Annotated in this window: 16 protein-coding genes; 9 read left to right on the plus strand and 7 right to left on the minus strand. The window is 70.1% G+C overall.

What is annotated here, in order from left to right:
• Positions 1 to 193: 193 nt before the first annotated feature.
• Entirely contained in the window at positions 194 to 859 is a 666-nt protein-coding gene (locus Ato02nite_RS15650; protein ID WP_213007249.1) for a hypothetical protein, read from the plus strand.
• Positions 860 to 1030: 171 nt separating this feature from the next.
• Positions 1031 to 1669 (plus strand): dihydrofolate reductase family protein, encoded by a 639-nt coding sequence (locus Ato02nite_RS15655; protein WP_246607019.1) that lies wholly within the window; start codon positions 1031 to 1033, stop codon positions 1667 to 1669.
• 52 nt (positions 1670 to 1721) lie between these two features.
• On the opposite strand, the gene Ato02nite_RS15660 is transcribed toward Ato02nite_RS15655, so the two are convergent.
• Complete coding sequence (locus tag Ato02nite_RS15660; protein ID WP_246607020.1) at positions 1722 to 2753, minus strand: LacI family DNA-binding transcriptional regulator; 1032 nt, start codon at positions 2751 to 2753, stop codon at positions 1722 to 1724.
• A 131-nt stretch (positions 2754 to 2884) separates the two neighbouring features.
• On the opposite strand from Ato02nite_RS15660, the gene Ato02nite_RS15665 reads away from it, so the two are divergent.
• From Ato02nite_RS15665 to Ato02nite_RS15680, 4 genes are read left to right on the plus strand one after another with little or no spacing between them, the layout of a single operon-like run.
• The gene (locus Ato02nite_RS15665; RefSeq protein WP_213007250.1) at positions 2885 to 4849 is read left to right on the plus strand and encodes a beta-galactosidase; all 1965 of its coding nucleotides are present in this window, start codon (positions 2885 to 2887) and stop codon (positions 4847 to 4849) included.
• Positions 4846 to 5709, plus strand: coding sequence for a carbohydrate ABC transporter permease (locus tag Ato02nite_RS15670; RefSeq protein WP_213007251.1), 864 nt, complete (start codon positions 4846 to 4848; stop codon positions 5707 to 5709). Before Ato02nite_RS15665 ends, Ato02nite_RS15670 begins: the two co-directional genes overlap by 4 nt.
• Positions 5709 to 6548, plus strand: a complete 840-nt coding sequence (locus Ato02nite_RS15675) for a carbohydrate ABC transporter permease (RefSeq protein ID WP_246607022.1) — start codon at positions 5709 to 5711, stop codon at positions 6546 to 6548. Before Ato02nite_RS15670 ends, Ato02nite_RS15675 begins: the two co-directional genes overlap by 1 nt.
• Positions 6549 to 6574: 26 nt before the next feature.
• Complete coding sequence (locus Ato02nite_RS15680; RefSeq protein WP_213007252.1) at positions 6575 to 7906, plus strand: ABC transporter substrate-binding protein; 1332 nt, start codon at positions 6575 to 6577, stop codon at positions 7904 to 7906.
• Positions 7907 to 8074: 168 nt separating this feature from the next.
• On the opposite strand, the gene Ato02nite_RS15685 is transcribed toward Ato02nite_RS15680, so the two are convergent.
• From Ato02nite_RS15685 to Ato02nite_RS15700, 4 genes are all read right to left on the minus strand, one after another.
• The gene (locus tag Ato02nite_RS15685) at positions 8075 to 8614 is read right to left on the minus strand and encodes a cellulose binding domain-containing protein (protein ID WP_213007253.1); all 540 of its coding nucleotides are present in this window, start codon (positions 8612 to 8614) and stop codon (positions 8075 to 8077) included.
• Between the two features lie 170 nt (positions 8615 to 8784).
• Complete coding sequence (locus Ato02nite_RS15690) at positions 8785 to 9579, minus strand: TrmH family RNA methyltransferase (RefSeq protein ID WP_213007254.1); 795 nt, start codon at positions 9577 to 9579, stop codon at positions 8785 to 8787.
• A gap of 18 nt (positions 9580 to 9597) precedes the next feature.
• Positions 9598 to 9798, minus strand: a complete 201-nt coding sequence (locus Ato02nite_RS15695) for a hypothetical protein (protein WP_213007255.1) — start codon at positions 9796 to 9798, stop codon at positions 9598 to 9600.
• Positions 9799 to 9815: 17 nt separating this feature from the next.
• Positions 9816 to 10391, minus strand: a complete 576-nt coding sequence (locus tag Ato02nite_RS15700) for a hypothetical protein (protein ID WP_213007256.1) — start codon at positions 10389 to 10391, stop codon at positions 9816 to 9818.
• Between the two features lie 32 nt (positions 10392 to 10423).
• Between Ato02nite_RS15700 and Ato02nite_RS15705 the strand changes: the two genes are divergently transcribed.
• Both Ato02nite_RS15705 and Ato02nite_RS52515 read left to right on the plus strand, forming a co-directional pair.
• A complete protein-coding gene (locus Ato02nite_RS15705) occupies positions 10424 to 11314 on the plus strand; it encodes an LLM class flavin-dependent oxidoreductase (RefSeq protein ID WP_213007257.1) in 891 nt (296 codons plus the stop codon).
• A gap of 105 nt (positions 11315 to 11419) precedes the next feature.
• Entirely contained in the window at positions 11420 to 13597 is a 2178-nt protein-coding gene (locus tag Ato02nite_RS52515) for an FAD-binding oxidoreductase (RefSeq protein ID WP_281419744.1), read from the plus strand.
• Here Ato02nite_RS52515 and Ato02nite_RS15715 read toward each other — a convergent pair.
• Positions 13579 to 13947: a signal peptidase I gene (locus Ato02nite_RS15715; RefSeq protein ID WP_213007258.1), complete on the minus strand. Its 369-nt coding sequence runs from the start codon at positions 13945 to 13947 to the stop codon at positions 13579 to 13581. The genes Ato02nite_RS52515 and Ato02nite_RS15715 overlap by 19 nt on opposite strands.
• Complete coding sequence (locus tag Ato02nite_RS15720; protein ID WP_213007305.1) at positions 13944 to 15233, minus strand: MurL-like N-terminal domain-containing; 1290 nt, start codon at positions 15231 to 15233, stop codon at positions 13944 to 13946. Before Ato02nite_RS15720 ends, Ato02nite_RS15715 begins: the two co-directional genes overlap by 4 nt.
• A gap of 78 nt (positions 15234 to 15311) precedes the next feature.
• On the opposite strand from Ato02nite_RS15720, the gene murD reads away from it, so the two are divergent.
• Entirely contained in the window at positions 15312 to 16658 is a 1347-nt protein-coding gene (gene murD / locus Ato02nite_RS15725) for a UDP-N-acetylmuramoyl-L-alanine--D-glutamate ligase (protein WP_213007259.1), read from the plus strand.
• The last annotated feature ends 141 nt before the right edge of the window (positions 16659 to 16799 follow it).

Raw genomic sequence — 16799 nt, forward strand, 5'->3', positions numbered from 1 at the left:
CCGTCGCTTGGCCCCCGTCGCCGGCCGACCCGTCGGCATCGGCTGCCATCGACAGGTCCTGCTGGGCATTTCCGGTCATAGCGCCTTTTCTGGGAATTGCCTGCGTGATAGGCAGACGTTTGGAATGCTTCGGCACAGGATCCCGACCGGTTGCCCCCGGGCCGCTCGGCTTGAGCCCACGCGAGGCGGAGCCATGAGCATCAGCCACCACCGCACGGCCAGCGGCCGACCGTTGCGGGTCGCCCCCGCCTGGGTCGGGGCCGCGGGAACGGCGGACGAGGACCACCTCCTGCCGGTACGCGAAGCGGTGTGGATCTGGTCGGTACGCCGCTACGCCCGCTCGGCGCTCTGGGCGCTGCCGGCCGCCGCGGTCCTAGATGGCTGGCTGACGCTGGGCATCGACACCCCGCCCGGGGAACTGCCGGTGGCGCTGGCCGCCGACTGGCTCTCGGTGATCGCCATGATCGCCCTGGCCGGCTTGCTGGCCGGCACCCGCTCCCGCCGCCCCGCCATCGCCGGCCTGCTGATAGGTCTGGCCGGCGCCATGCTGACCCTTCCCCTGGCGGCCCTCCCGGACGGCATCGCGGCCGACGGCAGCCCTCTTACCGTTGACCAAATGCACTATGCAGCGACGGCGGCCGCAGTTACCGCCGGCGCCGGCTGGCTGCTGCTGGGCTGGTCGGTCTTCCGATCAAAACTGGTCAACCCGGCCGACGGCATCCTGCTGATGCTGGCCGCGTGTGCGATCGGCGCCGGGTCGTACGCCCAGCAGCCCCTGCCGACGGTAGGGGCTCTTCTGTTGCTGGCCGCCGGCACCGGCTTGGCCTGGACGGGCGCCCGCCTGATCCCCCGAGCCTGACTACCCACCCGCGCTGCCCACTCGCGCTGCCCGCCCGCGCTGCCGGGCTCGGCTTGGGCGATCTTGTCGACTTCCGGTTCGGAGCGAGCAGGAAGTCGACAGGTTTTGGGGCGGACTCGCGAGCAGTGGGAAACGCGGGCGGAAACTGTCACACGCGGGTGGCATGCTCCCATGAGGTGGCCCGCCGACCGGCGGGCGGCGGGCGGCGGGAAGGAGCAGGTCATGGCCAAGGTGATCGCCGACATCACGGTGTCGCTGGATGGGTTCGTCACCGGCCCGGGCGCGGGCCTGGAGCGCGGGCTCGGGGTCGGCGGCGACGCGCTGCACACCTGGGCACTTGAGCCCGACGCGATCGACCAGGCGGTGCTCGAGGAGTCCGTCGGGGCGACCGGCGTGGTCATCATGGGACGCCGGCTGTTCGACATCATCGACGCGCCGTCCGGGTGGAACGATGAGATGGGCTACGGCGCCGGCCTGGCCGCCGAGCCACCGGTGCTGGTGGTGACCCGCAACCCACCCGACGAGGTGCGGCTCGCCGACCGGATGACCTTCGTGGTCGACGGCATCGCGAGCGCGGTCGCCAAGGGCATCGCCATGGCCGAGGACCGCAACGTCGTAATCATGGGCGGCGGCGAGACGATCCGCCGAGCCATCGAGGCCGACGTGGTCGACGAGCTGCGCCTGCACGTCGCGCCACTGCTGCTGGGCGCAGGCACACCGCTCTTCACCGACGCCACCCCACGCACGCTGCGGCAGATCCACGTGCAGGCCTCCGGCCACGCCACCCACCTGACCTACCGCCTCAACTGAGCGACCCTCCAGCGCCGCGCCGGGATTGGAGGTTGGCGTGCGGGTGGGGCCGTCAGGCGGAGGCTCGCCAGACTATGGGGGACGGGAGCAGTAGGCCCTGCTCGGGGATCTGCTCGCCGCCCAGTTGGCGTAGGACCATGTCGGCCGCGTGGGCGCCGATGTCGTCGGCCGGCTGGTGGACGGTGGAGAGGTTCGGGCGGGTTCGGGTGGCCCAGGAGCTGTCGTCGAAGCCGACCACGCCTACGTCGCCGGGGACGCTTCGGCCGGCCTCGCGCAGCGCCTCTATCGCGCCGGCGGCCACCGCGTCCGACGCTGCGAAGACGCCGTCGATGTCGGGGTCGCGCTCCAGGAGCGTACGCATTCCTTTGGCGCCGCAGGCGAAGTCGTAGAGCGGGACCTCGGCCACCAAGGTCTCGTCGAACAGCGGGCCGAGGGCCCGCCGGAAGCCGGTCAGGCGGTCGGCGCCGGAGTCGCGGTCCACCGCGGCGGCGATCATGCCGACACGGTGACGGCCGGTGGCCAGCAGGCGGCGGGTGATCTCCTCGGCCGAGGCCAGGTTGTCTATGCCGACGTAGGGGATGTCGGGGTGCAGGTCGCGTGGGTGGCCGACGAAGGCGGACGGCAGGTTGAGGCCGCCCACCACCTGGATGATCGGGTCGTGGCTGCGGGCCGAGACGATGATCGCGCCGTCTACGAAGCCGCCGCTCAGGTAGCGGGTGATGCGGGCCGTGTCGCGTTCGGAGTCGACCACCAGGTTGACCATCTGGTAGTCGGCGGCGGACAGCGTCGAGTTGGCGCCCAGCATGATGCCACCGATGTTGGGGTCCTCGAGGAACAGTGAGTGCGGCTCCAGCACGATGAAGCCGATGGCCTGGGAACGCTGCATGACCAGGTTGCGCGCCGCCGTGTTCGGCACGTAGCCGACCTCACGGATGGCGCGCTCGATGGCGGTGCGGGCCGTCGCCGACACGTAGCCGCCGTTGAGCACACGGCTCACCGTGCCCCGGGAAACCCCGGCGGCGGCGGCGATGTCGTGCACGGTGGCCCTTTTGCCGGGCTTGTTCGGCACTCCTGGCGAACTCACGTGCTGACTTTATCTTTTTCGGTCTTGACGCTGGTCACAGGCAATCCTACTGTGTGCACGTTCACACATCTGACCTGCGGAATTTTCCGGCCGGAAATGTGTGCACGTGCACAGGCAAAGGAGAGACGCCCGTGATCACTCTGGGCTGCGATTACAACCCGGAGCAGTGGCCGGCCGAGGTGTGGGCCGAGGACGTCGCTTTGATGCGTGCCGCCGGAATCAATCTGGTGGCCATCAATATCTTCGGGTGGTCGGACCTCGAGCCGCGCGCCGGTGAGTACGACTTCAAGCAGCTCGACCGGATCGTCGAACTGCTGCACCAGAACGGCATCCGGATCAACCTGGGTACCGCGACCGCGTCCCCGCCGCCGTGGCTGGCCAGCCGGCACCCGGAGATCCTGCCGATGGCGGCCGACGGCACCCGGCGCTATCCGGGTGGCCGGCAGGCCTGGTGCCCGAGCTCGCCGGTCTTCCGCGAGCGGGCCTTCGCCCTGGTCGAGCAGGTCGCCCAGCGGTACGGCGACCACCCGGCCATCGCGCTCTGGCACGTCTCGAACGAACTCGGCTGTCACAACGCGCTCTGCTACTGCGACGCCAGCGCCGAGCGTTTCCGCGAGTGGCTCACCGACCGCTACCGGACGGTCGAGGCCCTCAACACCGCGTGGGGCACGTCCTTCTGGAGCCAGCGGTACGGCGCGTGGGACGAGGTGCTGCCGCCGCGGGCCGCGCTGTCGTTGCGCAACCCGGCCCAGATGCTCGACTTCCAGCGGTTCTCCTCGGACGAGCTGCTCGGTTACTACGAGGCCGAGGCCGCGATCCTCCGCCGCCATTCGGCGGTAAGAGTCACCACGAACTTCATGGTCACCGCGCACATCCGCAACATGGACTACTGGCGCTGGGCGCCGCGGATGGACGTCATCGCCAACGACCACTACCTCGACCACCGCCTCGGCCACCCGGCCGCCGAGCTGAGCTTCGCCGCCGACCTGACCCGCGGCCTGGCCGGCGGCAAGCCGTGGATGCTGATGGAGCAGTCCACCGGCGCGGTCAACTGGCAGCCGGTCAACCTGAGCAAGGCGCCCGGCGAGATGCTCCGCAACACGCTCACCCACGTGGCCCGGGGCGCCGACTCGATCTGCTTCTTCCAGTGGCGCGCCTCGGCCCAGGGCAGCGAGAAGTTCCACTCGGCGATGCTGCCGCACGCGGGCACCGAGACCGAGCAGTGGCGCGAGGTCCTCGACCTGTCGTATTCGCTGCGCCGGCTGGCCGAGGTGGCCGGTTCCACCGTCGAGACCGACACCGCGGTGATGTTCAGCTGGGAGTCGTGGTGGGCGGTCGAGCAGGAGGGCCGACCGTCGTCCGCGGTGAACTACCTGGAGCAGGTGCACGCGGCGTACCGGGGGCTGCGGGAACTGAGTGTGACGGCCGACGTGATCAGCCCGGACGGTGACCTGAGCAAGTACCGCTTTGTGGTCATCCCCTGCCTCTACCTGGTCACCGACGAGCAGGCCGCGGCCGTGCAGAGCTTCGTCGACAACGGCGGCCACGTCCTGGTCACCTTCTTCAGCGGCATCGCCGACGGCGACGACCGGGTCCGGCTCGGCGGCTACCCGGGCGCCTTCCGCGACCTGCTGGGCGTGAGCGTCGAGGAGTTCGCGCCGCTCGGCCCGGACACCACGGTCATTCTCGACAACGGCGGCGAGGCCGGCCTCTGGGCGGAACGGCTGCGCGCCACCACCGCCGAGGTCAAGGCCCGTTACGTCGACGGCCCGCTGCCCGGCGTGCCGGCCATCACCCGCAACGGGAACGCCTGGTACGTGGCGACCGCGCTGGACCGACCGGCGATGCGCGCGGTGCTGCGCGAGGCGGTGGAAAGCGCCGGCGTCCGGAGCAGCGGCCCGGAGAACGACGGGTCCATCGAGGTGGTGCGAAGAAAGACCACCAGCCAGACGTACGCCTTCGTGATCAACCACGGGGCGCGCGAGATCGAGTACGCGGTCGCCGGGTGCGACCTGATCAGCGGAGAACACGTGCGCGGCCGGCTGCGGGTGCCGCCCGGAGGCGTACGCGTCGTCCGTGAGGAGGTCCAGCCGTGAAGCGCCATGCCAGCGCGATTCTCTTCTTCGTCACGCCGTTCGGCGTGCTGTTCGCGCTCTTCTATCTGATTCCCATCCTGTACGCCGTGTGGCAGTCGCTCTACACGGTGAAGCGCACCGGAACCTTCGGACCGGCCACCGACGTCTTCGGCGGTCTCGTGCAGTACCGCGAGGTCTTCACGAACGGACCGTTCTGGCAGTCCATCGAGCGGGTGTTCCTGTTCGGCATCGTGCAGGTGCCGGTGATGCTGGGCGTGGCGCTGTTCCTTGCCCTGCTGCTCGACTCCGGCCTGGTGAAGGGCAAGGGTTTCTTCCGGCTCGCGTTCTTCCTGCCCTACGCGGTGCCGGGGGTGGTCGCCGCGATCATGTGGGGCTACCTGTACTCGCCGAACCTGTCGCCGTTCACCGCGGTGACGGCGAGCGCCGACCTGCTGTCCCCGAGCTTCGTGCTCTGGGCCATGGCGAACGTCGTGACCTGGGTCTACATCGGCTACAACATGCTGATCATCTATTCGGCGCTGCTCGCCGTGCCGACCGAGATCTACGAGGCCGCGAAGATCGACGGCGCCGGGGTCTTCCGTACGGCGTGGTCCATCAAGATCCCGATGGTGTTGCCGGCGATCGTGCTGACCACGGTGTTCTCCATCATCGGCACGCTCCAGCTGCTGGCCGAGCCGCAGGTCTTCCGCAGTTTCAGCTCCGCGGTGTCCAGCACGTACACCCCGAACCTGACCGTGCTGTCCACCTCGGCCGTGCCGAACTTCCACCTGGCCGCTGCGTTCTCGGTGGTCCTGGCGCTGGCCACATTCATCCTCTCGTTCGCGTTCCTCAAGGTCACCCAGCGCAAGGGAGTGCAGTGATGGCTGCCTTCAAGCTGCCGAAGTACGCCGCCATGCTCGTGATGGCCGTCTTCACGCTCTACTTCCTGACCCCGCTGTGGTGGCTGTTCGTCGCCTCCGGAAAGAAGGACGGGCAGGTCACCGAGGGAAGCCCGCTGTTGCCGGACCACTTCGCGCTCGGTGCGAACCTGGCCGACCTGTTCCACTACAACGACGGGATCTTCCTGCGCTGGATGGCGAACTCGATCGGCTACACGGTCGGGGCGGCGCTGCTCGGCACCCTGCTGGCCGGCATGTGCGGCTACGCCCTCGCCAAGTACGTCTTCCGCGGCCGGGAGCTGATCTTCAACATCGTGCTCGGCGGTGTGCTGGTGCCGGCCACCGCGCTGGCCCTGCCGCTGTTCCTGATGTTCAGCAAGGTCGAGCTGGCGAACACCTTCTGGTCGGTCTTCCTGCCCAGCCTGGTGAATCCGTTCGGCGTGTACCTCGGCCGGATCTACGCCGCGGCCAGCGTCCCGGATGAACTGCTGGAAGCGGCCCGGATCGACGGTTCCGGCGAGGTGCGCACGTTCTTCACGCTGTCCACGCGGCTCATGGCGCCCGCTTTCGTGACGATTTTCCTGTTCCATTTCGTCGCGGTGTGGAACAACTTCATGCTGCCGCTGATCATGCTCGGCAATGAGCGGTTGTTCCCGGTCACCCTCGGTCTCTATTCCTGGAACACCCAGGTCAACCAGCATCCGGAGCTGCGCGCCCTGGTTCTCGTCGGAGCGTTTGTGTCGCTCGTTCCGATGGTTATCGCATTTCTCTCACTACAGCGCTTCTGGCGCAGCGGCCTCGGGGCCGGATCCATCAAGTAAAAGGCAAAAAAGTCCCAGGAGGGAAAATGCGCCTTCGCGCTCGCTCCATCGCGATTCTGCTTCTGTCCACCCTTTCGATCACCGCCTGTTCGTCCGGCGGTGACGACGATGCCGCCACCACCGCCGGCGCGGCGTCCTGCGCGCCGTCCAGCGGCCCGGTCACGCTGACCTACACGACCTGGATCCCGAACATCGAGAAGGTCGTCGACGTCTGGAACAAGGCGAACCCCGACATCCAGGTGAAGGTGCAGACCGGTCCGAACGGCAACGGCGGCACGTACGCGAACTTCTTCAACCAGCTCAAGGCCGGTAACGCGCCCGACCTCGGCCACATCGAGTACGACGCGCTGCCCAGCTTCCGCGTCCAGGACGGCCTGACCGACCTCGGCAGCTGCGACATCGTCGCGAGCGCGCAGAGCAAGTTCATCGACTGGACCTGGAACCAGGTCAGCTTCGGCGAGCAGGGCCACGTGTACGGCATCCCGCAGGACGCCGGCCCGATGGCGCTGTTCTACCGCAAGGACCTGTTCGAGAAGAACAACATCCCGGTCCCGACGACCTGGGAGGAGTACGCGGCGGCGGCCGCGAAGGTGAAGGCCGCGGGCGGTTACATCACCAACTTCTCGCAGAGCGACATCAACCAGTTCGCCGGCCTGGCCTGGCAGGCGGGCGCCCACTGGTTCGGCAACGACGGCACCAACTGGACCGTCAGCATGACCGACGACGCCACCAAGAAGGTCGCCGATTACTGGCAGGGACTGATCGACAAGAAGCTGGTCTCCTCGGTGCCGCCGTGGACCCCGGAGTGGGACAACGCCTACAACTCGAGCAGCGCGTGGACCTGGGTCTCCGCCGTGTGGGGCGCCAACTCGATCGCCAGCGGTGCGCCGAAGACCTCCGGCAAGTGGGCGGTCGCCCCGATGCCGCAGTGGAGCGCGGGCGAGAAGGTCGCCGGTAACTGGGGTGGCTCGTCCACCGCGGTCTTCAAGACCTCGAAGCACCCGTACGAGGCGGCGAAGTTCGCGCTCTGGCTCAACACCTCCACCGAGGCGCTCACCCTGCTGAACAAGGAGGCCAACCTGTACCCGGCCACCAAGGAGGGCGCGTCGCTGCCGGCGCTGAAGGAGGGCGTCGAGTTCTACGGCGGCCAGCCGATCTACGACGTCTTCGCGGAGGCCTCCACCCAGGTCAAGGCCGACTTCACCTGGGGTCCGACGATGACCCAGACGTACGCGGACGCCTCCGACGGCTTCAAGAAGGCGGTCACCGGCCAGAGCACGCTCACGCAGGCCCTGACCGACGCCCAGGCGAAGACCGTTTCGACGCTGAAGTCGCAGTCGATCCCGGTCAAGGAATAGGTACGACGGCCGGCCCGTCCGCGGGCCGGCCCACATCCCGATACGTCTGGGCGGCCGGATCGTTGTCCCGGTGTGGCGTGTTTCCGGCGCCGTCAGGACGGTCCGTGTACGGCTGCGAGGATGGGATCCGGCTGTGACCTACCAGGGAGTCTCCGGGGCCGCGCTCGTTCATCCGCAGGCCGACCCGTTGACCGTGCAGCCCTCCGGTCCGGCCGAGCCGGAAAGCTGGAAGTGAAACCGCAGCGAGCCGGTGGACCCGGCGGCCAGCGGGACCGAGGACGTCCAGGTGTAGGACGTGCCGCGCTGGACGAGGGTGGGCTGGGGGAGCGACTCGAGCCAGGACGTGACGAGGGTGCCCGGGTAACGGAGGCTGACCGTCCAGGACCGTCCGGCGCCGGTGTCGTTGCGGATCAGCACCTCGCCGATGAAGGAGTCGGGGTAGGAGTTGAGGACCCGGTAGGTGCCGGTGACGCCGGGCGGGGCGGTGGTCGGCTGCGGGTCGGCCGTGGGGTCACCGGGCGGCACCGTTTTGGAGGCCTTCTCGACGTCGGCGCTCCGAGCGGGGCTGTCGGTGGGGGTGCTGGGCAGGAGGCTGACCGGGATCTGCGGCCCGGAGGTGACACCCGGGAGAGTGAAGGCGGGCTCGGGTGGGGGCAGGCTGCTCGGCTCGGACCGCCCCGGAACGCTGCGCAGGATGAGGACCGACATGATCCCGATTACTGACAGAGCGACTATCCACGGCAAAAAACCTTTATTGCCCGATTTTTCGGCCAAGTTATTCACATCCCGGTCATAGCCCGCATCACCGGACGTAAGGCTAGCTATTACCGAGGTCGCTGAGAAGCCCCGAATTCCGACCGTGAAAGTGATTCCGGAATTCAGCGGGAAAGTTCCCAGAATGCGATCGCCGCGGCCGTGGCCACGTTGAGCGAGTCGACCCCGTTCTGCATCGGAATCGCCACCCGCACGTCACTCGCGGCCAGCGCCGCCCGGGTCAGACCCGGTCCCTCGGCGCCGAGCATCAACGCCGGCCTTTCCCGGTCGGCCGCGCTGAGCGCCTGCAATTCCACCGAATCCGCCCCGGGCGTGAGCGCGAGCAGGCGGAACCCCGCGTCCCGGACCACCTTGAGCGCTTCCGGCCAGGTCTCCGCCTTGGCGTACGGAATCGCGAACACCTCGCCCATGCTCACTCGCACGGCCCGCCGGTAGAGCGGATCGGCGCAGTTGGGCGACAACACGATGGCATCGATGCCGAGGGCGGCCGCACTGCGGAACAACGCACCCAGATTGGTGTGCGTATTCAGCCCTTCGAGCACGACCAGCCGCCGGGCCGGAGCCACGAGTTCCTCGAGAGACACCAGTTCCCGCCGGTGGAACGAACCCAGCACGCCGCGGTGCACGTGGAAACCGGTGATCGCCTCGAGAACCGGCGGGGTGCCCGCGTAGACGACGGCGTCGTCCGGCAGATCGGCGAACTGATCGATCCTTTTCTCGTCGACCAGAATCGACCGCAGCCGATAGCCGGCCCGTAGGGCGCGCCGGATGACCAGCTCGCCCTCGGCGATGAACAGCCCGTTGGGCGGTTCCCACCGGGTGCGCAACTCCAGGTCGGTCAGTGCGCGGTAATCGCTGATCCGCGGATCGTCCGCGCCCTCAACCCGAATTACGACCACGGGCCCATTCGCTTTCTCTCAGCCGCCGCTGCGCCGGTTCCCGAAGGACTTACGCGCCGGCACCACCCCGCGTCCGTGCGGTTGCCCGCCGGCCTGGGCGACGCCGCTATCGGAATGCCCCTGCTTCTTGCCCTTCGCGGCCCGCCGAGCAGCCCGATTCATGAATTCCTCGGGTTGCTCGGCCTGCTCGGCTTCTTGTTCCTGCTCGGAGTCAGCCATGACGTCAGTATGGCCGATCAGGCTCGCATCGAGGCGAGCAGGCCCAGTTCAGGCTGGAGGGCGCCGTCCTGGCCCAGCGCGACGAAGTCCGCCTCCACCTCGGCCAGATCGAGCGTGCCGTCCCGGACCGCCTCGTAGCGGACGTAGCTCCAGAGGAACACGTCCAGGTTGTCGAAACGGGTGCCCTCCTCGAGGACCTCCTCCTCGTGGAACCAGATGGCCACCTGACCGTTGGTCAGCACGACCCAGAGGTTGCCGCCGCCGTCCGCGCCGATCGAGTAGACGTCGTCGTCGCTGAGCCGGGTCTCGTAGTCGGAGTCGAGGATCCCGCAGTCGTTGGCGGCGAAGTCGAAGCCGTAGGACCACTCGGCGACGTCCAGGAACTCGGGCAACGTGCCGGAGCGGACCAGTCGATCGAAGGCCGCCAGGGCGGCCGCGGCCGGTGCGGGCAGGCGCGCCAGGAAGGGTTCGATCGGGCGTACGTCGCTCAGGTCCAGGTCGTCGAGGGCGGGACGGTCGGTGAGGAAGAGGGTCAGGTCGGCGTCAAAGTCGCGCTCGACGTAGCCGGTGAGATCTTCGACGGTCAGGGTCACGCGCGGATCTTAGTGGCCGCTACTGTTGCGTCATGATCGGGTTACGCGTCGGTTTCATGTTCGAGCGCGACCGTGCTCCCGAGGAGCTGCCGGCCTGCGCGGCCGCGCTCGAGGAGCTGGGCGCGGACGACCTCTGGGTGGTCGAGGACCTCGGCTGGGCCGGGTCGATCAGCGCCGCGGCCCTCGCGCTGGCCGCCACCCGCCGGCTGCGGGTGGGCATCGGCATCGCACCGGTGGCGTTGCGCAACCCGGCCCTGCTGGCGATGGAGGTCGCCAACCTGGCCCGGGTCCACCCGGGACGGTTGGTGGCCGGCGTGGGGCACGGGGTTCCGGAGTGGATGCGCAAGGTCGGCGCCGAGACCCCGCGGAAGCTCGCCCTCCTCGAGGAGACGATCGTGGCGGTACGCGGCCTGGTCGCCGGGGAGACCGTCACGTTGCACGGCCGCGAGGTCACGGTGGACGGGCTGAAGCTGGTGCACCCGGCGAACGAGGTGCCGCCGATCGTGACCGGCGTGGTGAAGCCGCGGTCGCTCGAACTGTCCGGGCGGGTCGCCGACGGCACCATCCTCGCCGAGGGCGCCGGACCGGCCGAGATCATCGCGGCCCGCACGCACATCGACGTCGGCCGCGAGGCCGGTGACCGGCCCGGGCACGAGCTGATCGTCTTCGCCTACCTGCATGTCTCGGACGACCCGGAGCAGGCCGCCGAGGCCACCCGCGAGATGGTCACCGGCCAGGCGGCGTGGCTCGGCGTTCCGCCGGAGGAGCTGTTCACCCTCATCGGGCCGGCTGCCGACATCCCGGGGCGGGTGGCCGCGCTGCACGAGGCCGGCGCCACCACGGTGATCCTGCGCCCGCTCGGGGCCGACCCGGAGGGGCAGGCCCGCACGGCGCTGGAGGCGCTCGGCCGCGTCCGGCAATGATCCGGAAAGTTCCGATCCGAGCTGGGACGCTGGAGGAAGGCAGAAGGTCCGGAGCGGCAGTACGGTTGTACTGTTCGGGTGATCCGTCGAACGGGGGGTGTGACTGTGTCGTCCGGATCGGGTTCTGGTTCGGGAGCGGACCAGCACCTGCTCGCGCTGCTGCGCGCCATCCGCCTGCGACAGGCCGCGCCCGATGCGGCGGAGGCCGGCGCCGCCGACACGGCCGCGGCGCTGAGCGAGATCAACCGGCGCGCCGGCGCGCCCCGACCGGCCGGGGAGCCGCACGACGCCCCCGCACCGGGCCGACCGGAGCCGCCGACCGGTTCGATGCCGCAGCGGCCGGGATGGGCCGAGCCGCACGCCGGCGACGAGCCCGCGGCCACTGACGAAGGGTTGACGGCCTCGGCCGGTGACTTCTTCGGTCGCGGGGGCATCCCACCGGTGCCCACCAATTCCGAAAAGACGGATTTGTCCGGAAAGCCATCCGCAGGCGCGACTCGACCGCCGGTGCCCGAGACGGCGACTCGACCGCCGGACGGCCCGGCCCACCGGCCCGCGATGCCGGCCACCGGCGGCCCGTTCACCGAGCGCGGGCCTCTGCTCCGCCCGCCGGGCCTGTCCCCGATCGACCCGCTGCGCAAGCCCACCGACACCGTCGCCGGGGAAACCGCCGCCGCAGACGGCACCGCGAGTGCCCGAGGCAATGCCTCGGCCGGAGGCAATGCCGCTGCTGGAGGCAGTGCGGGCGCCGGCGGCAGTGCGGGCGCCGGCGGCAGTGCGGGCGCCGGCGGCAGTGCGGGCGCCGGCGGCAGTGCGGGTGCTGGCGGCAATTCGGGTGCTGGCGGGACTGCGGGCGGCGGGCCGGTCAGGGTCCGGGAGTTGGCTGACGAGGGCTATGGGCCGGACGGTGAGGATCGGGTCGGGCGGCTGAGTCGGAACCGGTTTGCCGGGCTCGGGCCGGGGCAGCCGGCGCGGGAACCGGCCGCGCCTCGGGCGGAGGCGGTCGTCGAACCGGCCGAGACCGGTGTGCCGGGGCGGCCCCGCTGGGCCTCGGGCGATGAACCGGAGCACGACACCCGCCCGCGGATCCCGCACTTCGAGGGCGTGACCTCGCCGACCGTGACGACACCGGCCCGGACGTCCTCGGTGGACGGCATGGACCCGGCCGACGACGCCCTGCTGCGGCAGACGCAGCGGCTGCTGGCCACCAGCGTCACCTTCGCGGGCGGCGCCGACGAGGTGGCGGTCCGGCTGCGGGAGGCGCTCTGGCAGGCGCACCCGTCGCTGCTCGCGATCCTGCCGGGCGACGCCGTCGCGCAGGCCGACCGGCTGGCCCAGGGCCTGGTCTGGCTCGTGCACCACCTCGACCAGCCGCCCCTGCTGGTGGCCGGGTGCGACGCGCTCGGCAAGGTCCTCGCCGAGGCGGGGGTGGAACACGACCGGCTGCAGCTGGTCGGGGCCGCCCTGGCCGAGGCGATGCGGGCCGGCATGGCACCGGGGGACTGGCGGCAGGAGTTCGACCTGGCGTGGCGCTCGACCTGGCAGCACCTCTACGAGTGGATCCGGCACGGCGAGGCCACCGCCGCCGAGATGCTCGGCTGGACGGCGGTCGTGGTGTCGCACGAGCTGCGCCGCCCCGACCTGGCCGTCATCAAGCTGCGCCCGCACCTGCCGCTGCCGTTCCGCCCGGGGCAGTACGCCCGGGTCGAGGTGGCCGCCCTGCCGGGGATCTGGCGGCCCTACTCACTGGCCGGGGCCCCGCGCCGCAACGACCTCATCGAGCTGCACGTGCGGGCCAAGACCCAGAGCGGGGTCAGCGGCACCCTCGTCCAGCGCACCCGGGAGGGCGACCGGCTGCGGCTGAGCCGGCCCGAGGGGCAGATGTCGCTGCCGGCCGCGCCGGACCGCAACCTGCTGATGATCGCGGGCGACACCGGCGTGGCGCCGCTCAAGGCGTTGCTGACCGAGCTCGCGGACACCGGCGACCCGCGCTCGGCGGTCCTCTTCTGGGGCGTGCGCAACCTCGACGAGCTGTACGACATCGACGACATCGCCGAGATCGCCCGCTCCGCGAAACGGGCCACGGTGGTGCCGGTGATCTCCGAGGGCGACCCCGGACCGTACGCGTCGGGCCTGGTCACCGACGCGGTCGCGGCCTACGGCGAGTGGTCGCGCCACGAGGTCTACCTGGCCGGCCCGCCGCTCATGCTGACCAACACGACGATCGCGCTACAGCTGCTGGGCGTCGCGCCCGACCACATCCATCACGACGCGCCGGAGTAGGGCACCGCGTAGCCCGGCACCGAGGGCCAGCGGCAGGTCAGCACCACCGACTCCTGTTCGGCGAACCACGAGTGGTCGTCGCCGGCTCCCCACAGCACGTAGTCGCCGGGCTCGGACAGCACCACCGTGCGCTCCGGGAAGATCATCTGGAAGCGGCCGCTGATCAGCACCAGGACGGCGGTGCGGTGCTCGCCGCGTACCCATTGGGCCCGCCGTTCGCCGGCCTCGTGCCGGCCCCACTTGATCTCGACCTCGGTGCTGTGCCGGGCGTCGCCGGGTGGCAGGAAGTGCCCGACCAGCCAGCCACGCTCCTTCGGAGCGTCAAGGTCCGCTTTGCCGAAATAGATCATGCGAGGGCGGCATCCAGGATTTTGGCGTACGCCTCCGGGACGTACGTTTCTCCGCCCGGCGTGAGCACCGCCTCGCGGGAGGCCTCCGCCCAGGCCTGCGGCGGCACCGCGGCCCGCAGCGCAACCAGCACCGGGGCGTCGTCGTCGAGCATCGCCAGGGCGACCAGGGATTCCTCGACCTCGCCGACGCACTCGAACGGCTTGTGCGCGTCGATGCCGAGCAGCTCCAGGAAGCCGGGCACCTGTGCCGGGTCGGCGAACAGGTCGTGGCCGAAGATGTGGGTGAGCCGGGCCCGGTCCATCGCCGGCGCCATCGCCAGGAAGACGAACCGGCACTTCGGGCAGTCGCCGCACCAGCGGACGGTCGGGTCGTGCAGCTTGAACGCCTTGTTGCAGCTGGTCACCACGTCGTCGTAGATGGTGTGCCGGGCGAACAACTGGGCGATGTGCAGCTCGGACAGCGACCGCAACAGCGAGAAGTAGGGCTCGGTGAGCCCGGCGTGGGCGGTCACCGCGGCACGCAGCAGGCCCTCGGCGACGACGCCCTTGGACCACTGGTGGTTGATCTCGTGACCGTTCCAGACCAGGTTGGGGTCGGACGCCGAGCGCTCGTTCGACATGACCACCGGGCCGAGGCCGTGCCAGGCCGCGGTGGCGATCGCGATCAGCGAGTTGATCGCGGTGACCGGGATGTGGCCGTTGAGCGCGCCCGCCTTGTTGAGCTCGAACAGGCGCGGGTCGAGCTGCCGGCGGGCGGCCAGCGCGTCCAGGCCGGAGGCGGCGTTGACCGCCTTTATCACCGGGTTCGGGTTGACCGAGAACGGGACCGGGTCGAGCCCGGCCGCGCGCAGGATCTCAAGGGTGACGATCGAGTCCTTGCCGCCGCCGACCGCGGAGAGCGGGCGACCCTGCGAGTTGTCGACCGGCTCGGCCGTGCCGGCTTCCGCGGGCACCTCGACTGTCAGATCGAGGACATGGGCAAGTTGGTTGCGATACGCGTACTCGGCCAGGCCGTGGGTGTAGATCGCGGTGAAGAACGCGCCGACGGCCGGCGGGACCGGCTTGGGCGCGAGCACCCGCAGGGGAGCGCCGACCTTGTAGTAGCTGACCCCGGCGACCACGTGGAGCAGGTCGAGGACCCGGTAGAACGCGTCCGGGGCGGTGCGGCCGGAGGGCACCGGGAAGGTGATCGTCTCGGTGAATTCCAGCGGTTCCGGGCCGTCCAGCACGTAGTCGAACGTCGCGACGCCGGTCTCCGGGTCGAACGCGTACGAGGGGAAGCGCATGACGTCGAACTGCACCCGGAAACTCCTGTCTTTGGGCCGACCGGCAATACTAGTTCGACTCGACTAGGAGGGCTCGACGTGCGTCTGGCAGACCTGAACGGCCGGTCGGTGGCGATCTGGGGAACCGGCCGGGAGGGCAGGGCCGCGGTCACCGCGATCGCCAAGCACAAGCCGTCCCGGCTGATCGCGGTCGACGACAGCGCGAACTTCCTCTCCGTGCCCTGGGACGAGTTCGCCGCGACCGCCCCGCTGGCCGGTGGCGACCACGCTTTTCCCGCCCTCGTCACGGCCGACGTGGTGGTCCGCTCGCCGGGCGTGCCGCAGACCCACCCGTGGATGAAGGAGCTGCGCGAGCGCGGCGTCACGGTCACCGGCGGTAGCGCTCTCTGGATGGCCGATAACGCAGCGCGAACCATCGGCGTGACCGGGAGCAAGGGCAAGAGCACCACCTCGAGTCTGATCAGCCACCTGCTCGCCGCGGTCGGCCGGCCCAACATCTTCGGCGGCAACATCGGCGTGCCGCTGCTCGACCTGCCGCCCGCGGCGCAATACGTTCTGGAGCTGTCCAGCTATCAGTGCGCCGACCTCACCGACTCGCCCCGGGTCGCCGTGGTGACCTCGCTGTTCCCCGAGCACCTCGATGCGCACGGCGGCGAGGAGGCGTATTACCGCGACAAGCTCAACCTGCTGCGGCACGGCCCCGAGATGATCGTGGTGAACGGCTCCGACCTGCGCCTGCGCGACAAGGTCCGGGGCATCTGCGATCTGCACGGCTTCCCGCCGATCCCGGCCGGCGCCGACGATTCCCGGTTCCGCATCCACGACGAGTGGGTGTACTGCTCGGACGAGCCGCTGTTCCACCGGGAGGCGCTGCACCTCAAGGGCGCGCACAACGGCCGCAACCTGTGCGTGGCGCTGGCCGTGCTGGACGGCCTCGGTGTCGACGTGCCCGGCTCGAAGGACGAGCTGGAGGCGGCCGTCGAGGCGTTCGAGGGGCTGCCGCACCGGCTCACCGAGATCGAGGACCCGTCCGGGCTGACCTTCGTCGACGACACCCTGTCGACGAGCCCCTATTCGGCGATCCACGCGATCGACGCGTACGCGTCGCGGCCGCTCACCGTGCTCGTCGGCGGCACCGACCGCGGCCTCGACTACGCACCGCTGCGGGAGTTCCTCACCGACCGCGAACTCACCGTGATCGGCATTCCCGACTCGGGGCCGCGCATCCTGGAGGCCCTGGCCGGGCTGGCCGGGGTGCGCACCGAGAACGCCGAGGATCTCCCGGCGGCGGTCCGGCTGGCCCGCAAGCTCACTCCGTCCGGCGGAGTGGTCCTGCTGTCGCCGGCGGCCCCTTCCTACGGCCGCTACCGCAACTTCGAGCACCGCTCCGAGGCCTTCGCCACCGCTATCCGCGAATCCGCCTGAGTCGGCCACGGCCCGGAGCGGACGCCATCGGTGAATACGCCGGAAACCTGCGCGGCCGGCTCGGCGGTAATCATTACCGGCGGTGACGCCGGTCCGTGCTTTGAGCCCGGCCACCGGGGCCGGGCCGGTGGCCGGGTGACC

It is taken from the genome of Paractinoplanes toevensis (assembly GCF_018332695.1).
Classification (GTDB): Bacteria; Actinomycetota; Actinomycetes; order Mycobacteriales; family Micromonosporaceae; genus Actinoplanes; species Actinoplanes toevensis.

What these genes read in the sequence shown, in the direction of transcription:
- Ato02nite_RS15650 (WP_213007249.1), top strand. Translation starts at nt 194, where the DNA reads ATGAGCATCAGCCACCACCGCACGGCCAGCGGCCGACCGTTGCGGGTC.
- Ato02nite_RS15655 (WP_246607019.1), top strand. Translation starts at nt 1,031, where the DNA reads ATGAGGTGGCCCGCCGACCGGCGGGCGGCGGGCGGCGGGAAGGAGCAG.
- Ato02nite_RS15675 (WP_246607022.1), top strand. Translation starts at nt 5,709, where the DNA reads ATGGCTGCCTTCAAGCTGCCGAAGTACGCCGCCATGCTCGTGATGGCC.
- Ato02nite_RS15680 (WP_213007252.1), top strand. Translation starts at nt 6,575, where the DNA reads ATGCGCCTTCGCGCTCGCTCCATCGCGATTCTGCTTCTGTCCACCCTT.
- Ato02nite_RS15685 (WP_213007253.1), bottom strand. Translation starts at nt 8,614, where the DNA reads ATGTCGGTCCTCATCCTGCGCAGCGTTCCGGGGCGGTCCGAGCCGAGC.
- Ato02nite_RS15695 (WP_213007255.1), bottom strand. Translation starts at nt 9,798, where the DNA reads ATGGCTGACTCCGAGCAGGAACAAGAAGCCGAGCAGGCCGAGCAACCC.
- Ato02nite_RS15705 (WP_213007257.1), top strand. Translation starts at nt 10,424, where the DNA reads ATGATCGGGTTACGCGTCGGTTTCATGTTCGAGCGCGACCGTGCTCCC.
- Ato02nite_RS15715 (WP_213007258.1), bottom strand. Translation starts at nt 13,947, where the DNA reads ATGATCTATTTCGGCAAAGCGGACCTTGACGCTCCGAAGGAGCGTGGC.
- Ato02nite_RS15720 (WP_213007305.1), bottom strand. Translation starts at nt 15,233, where the DNA reads ATGCGCTTCCCCTCGTACGCGTTCGACCCGGAGACCGGCGTCGCGACG.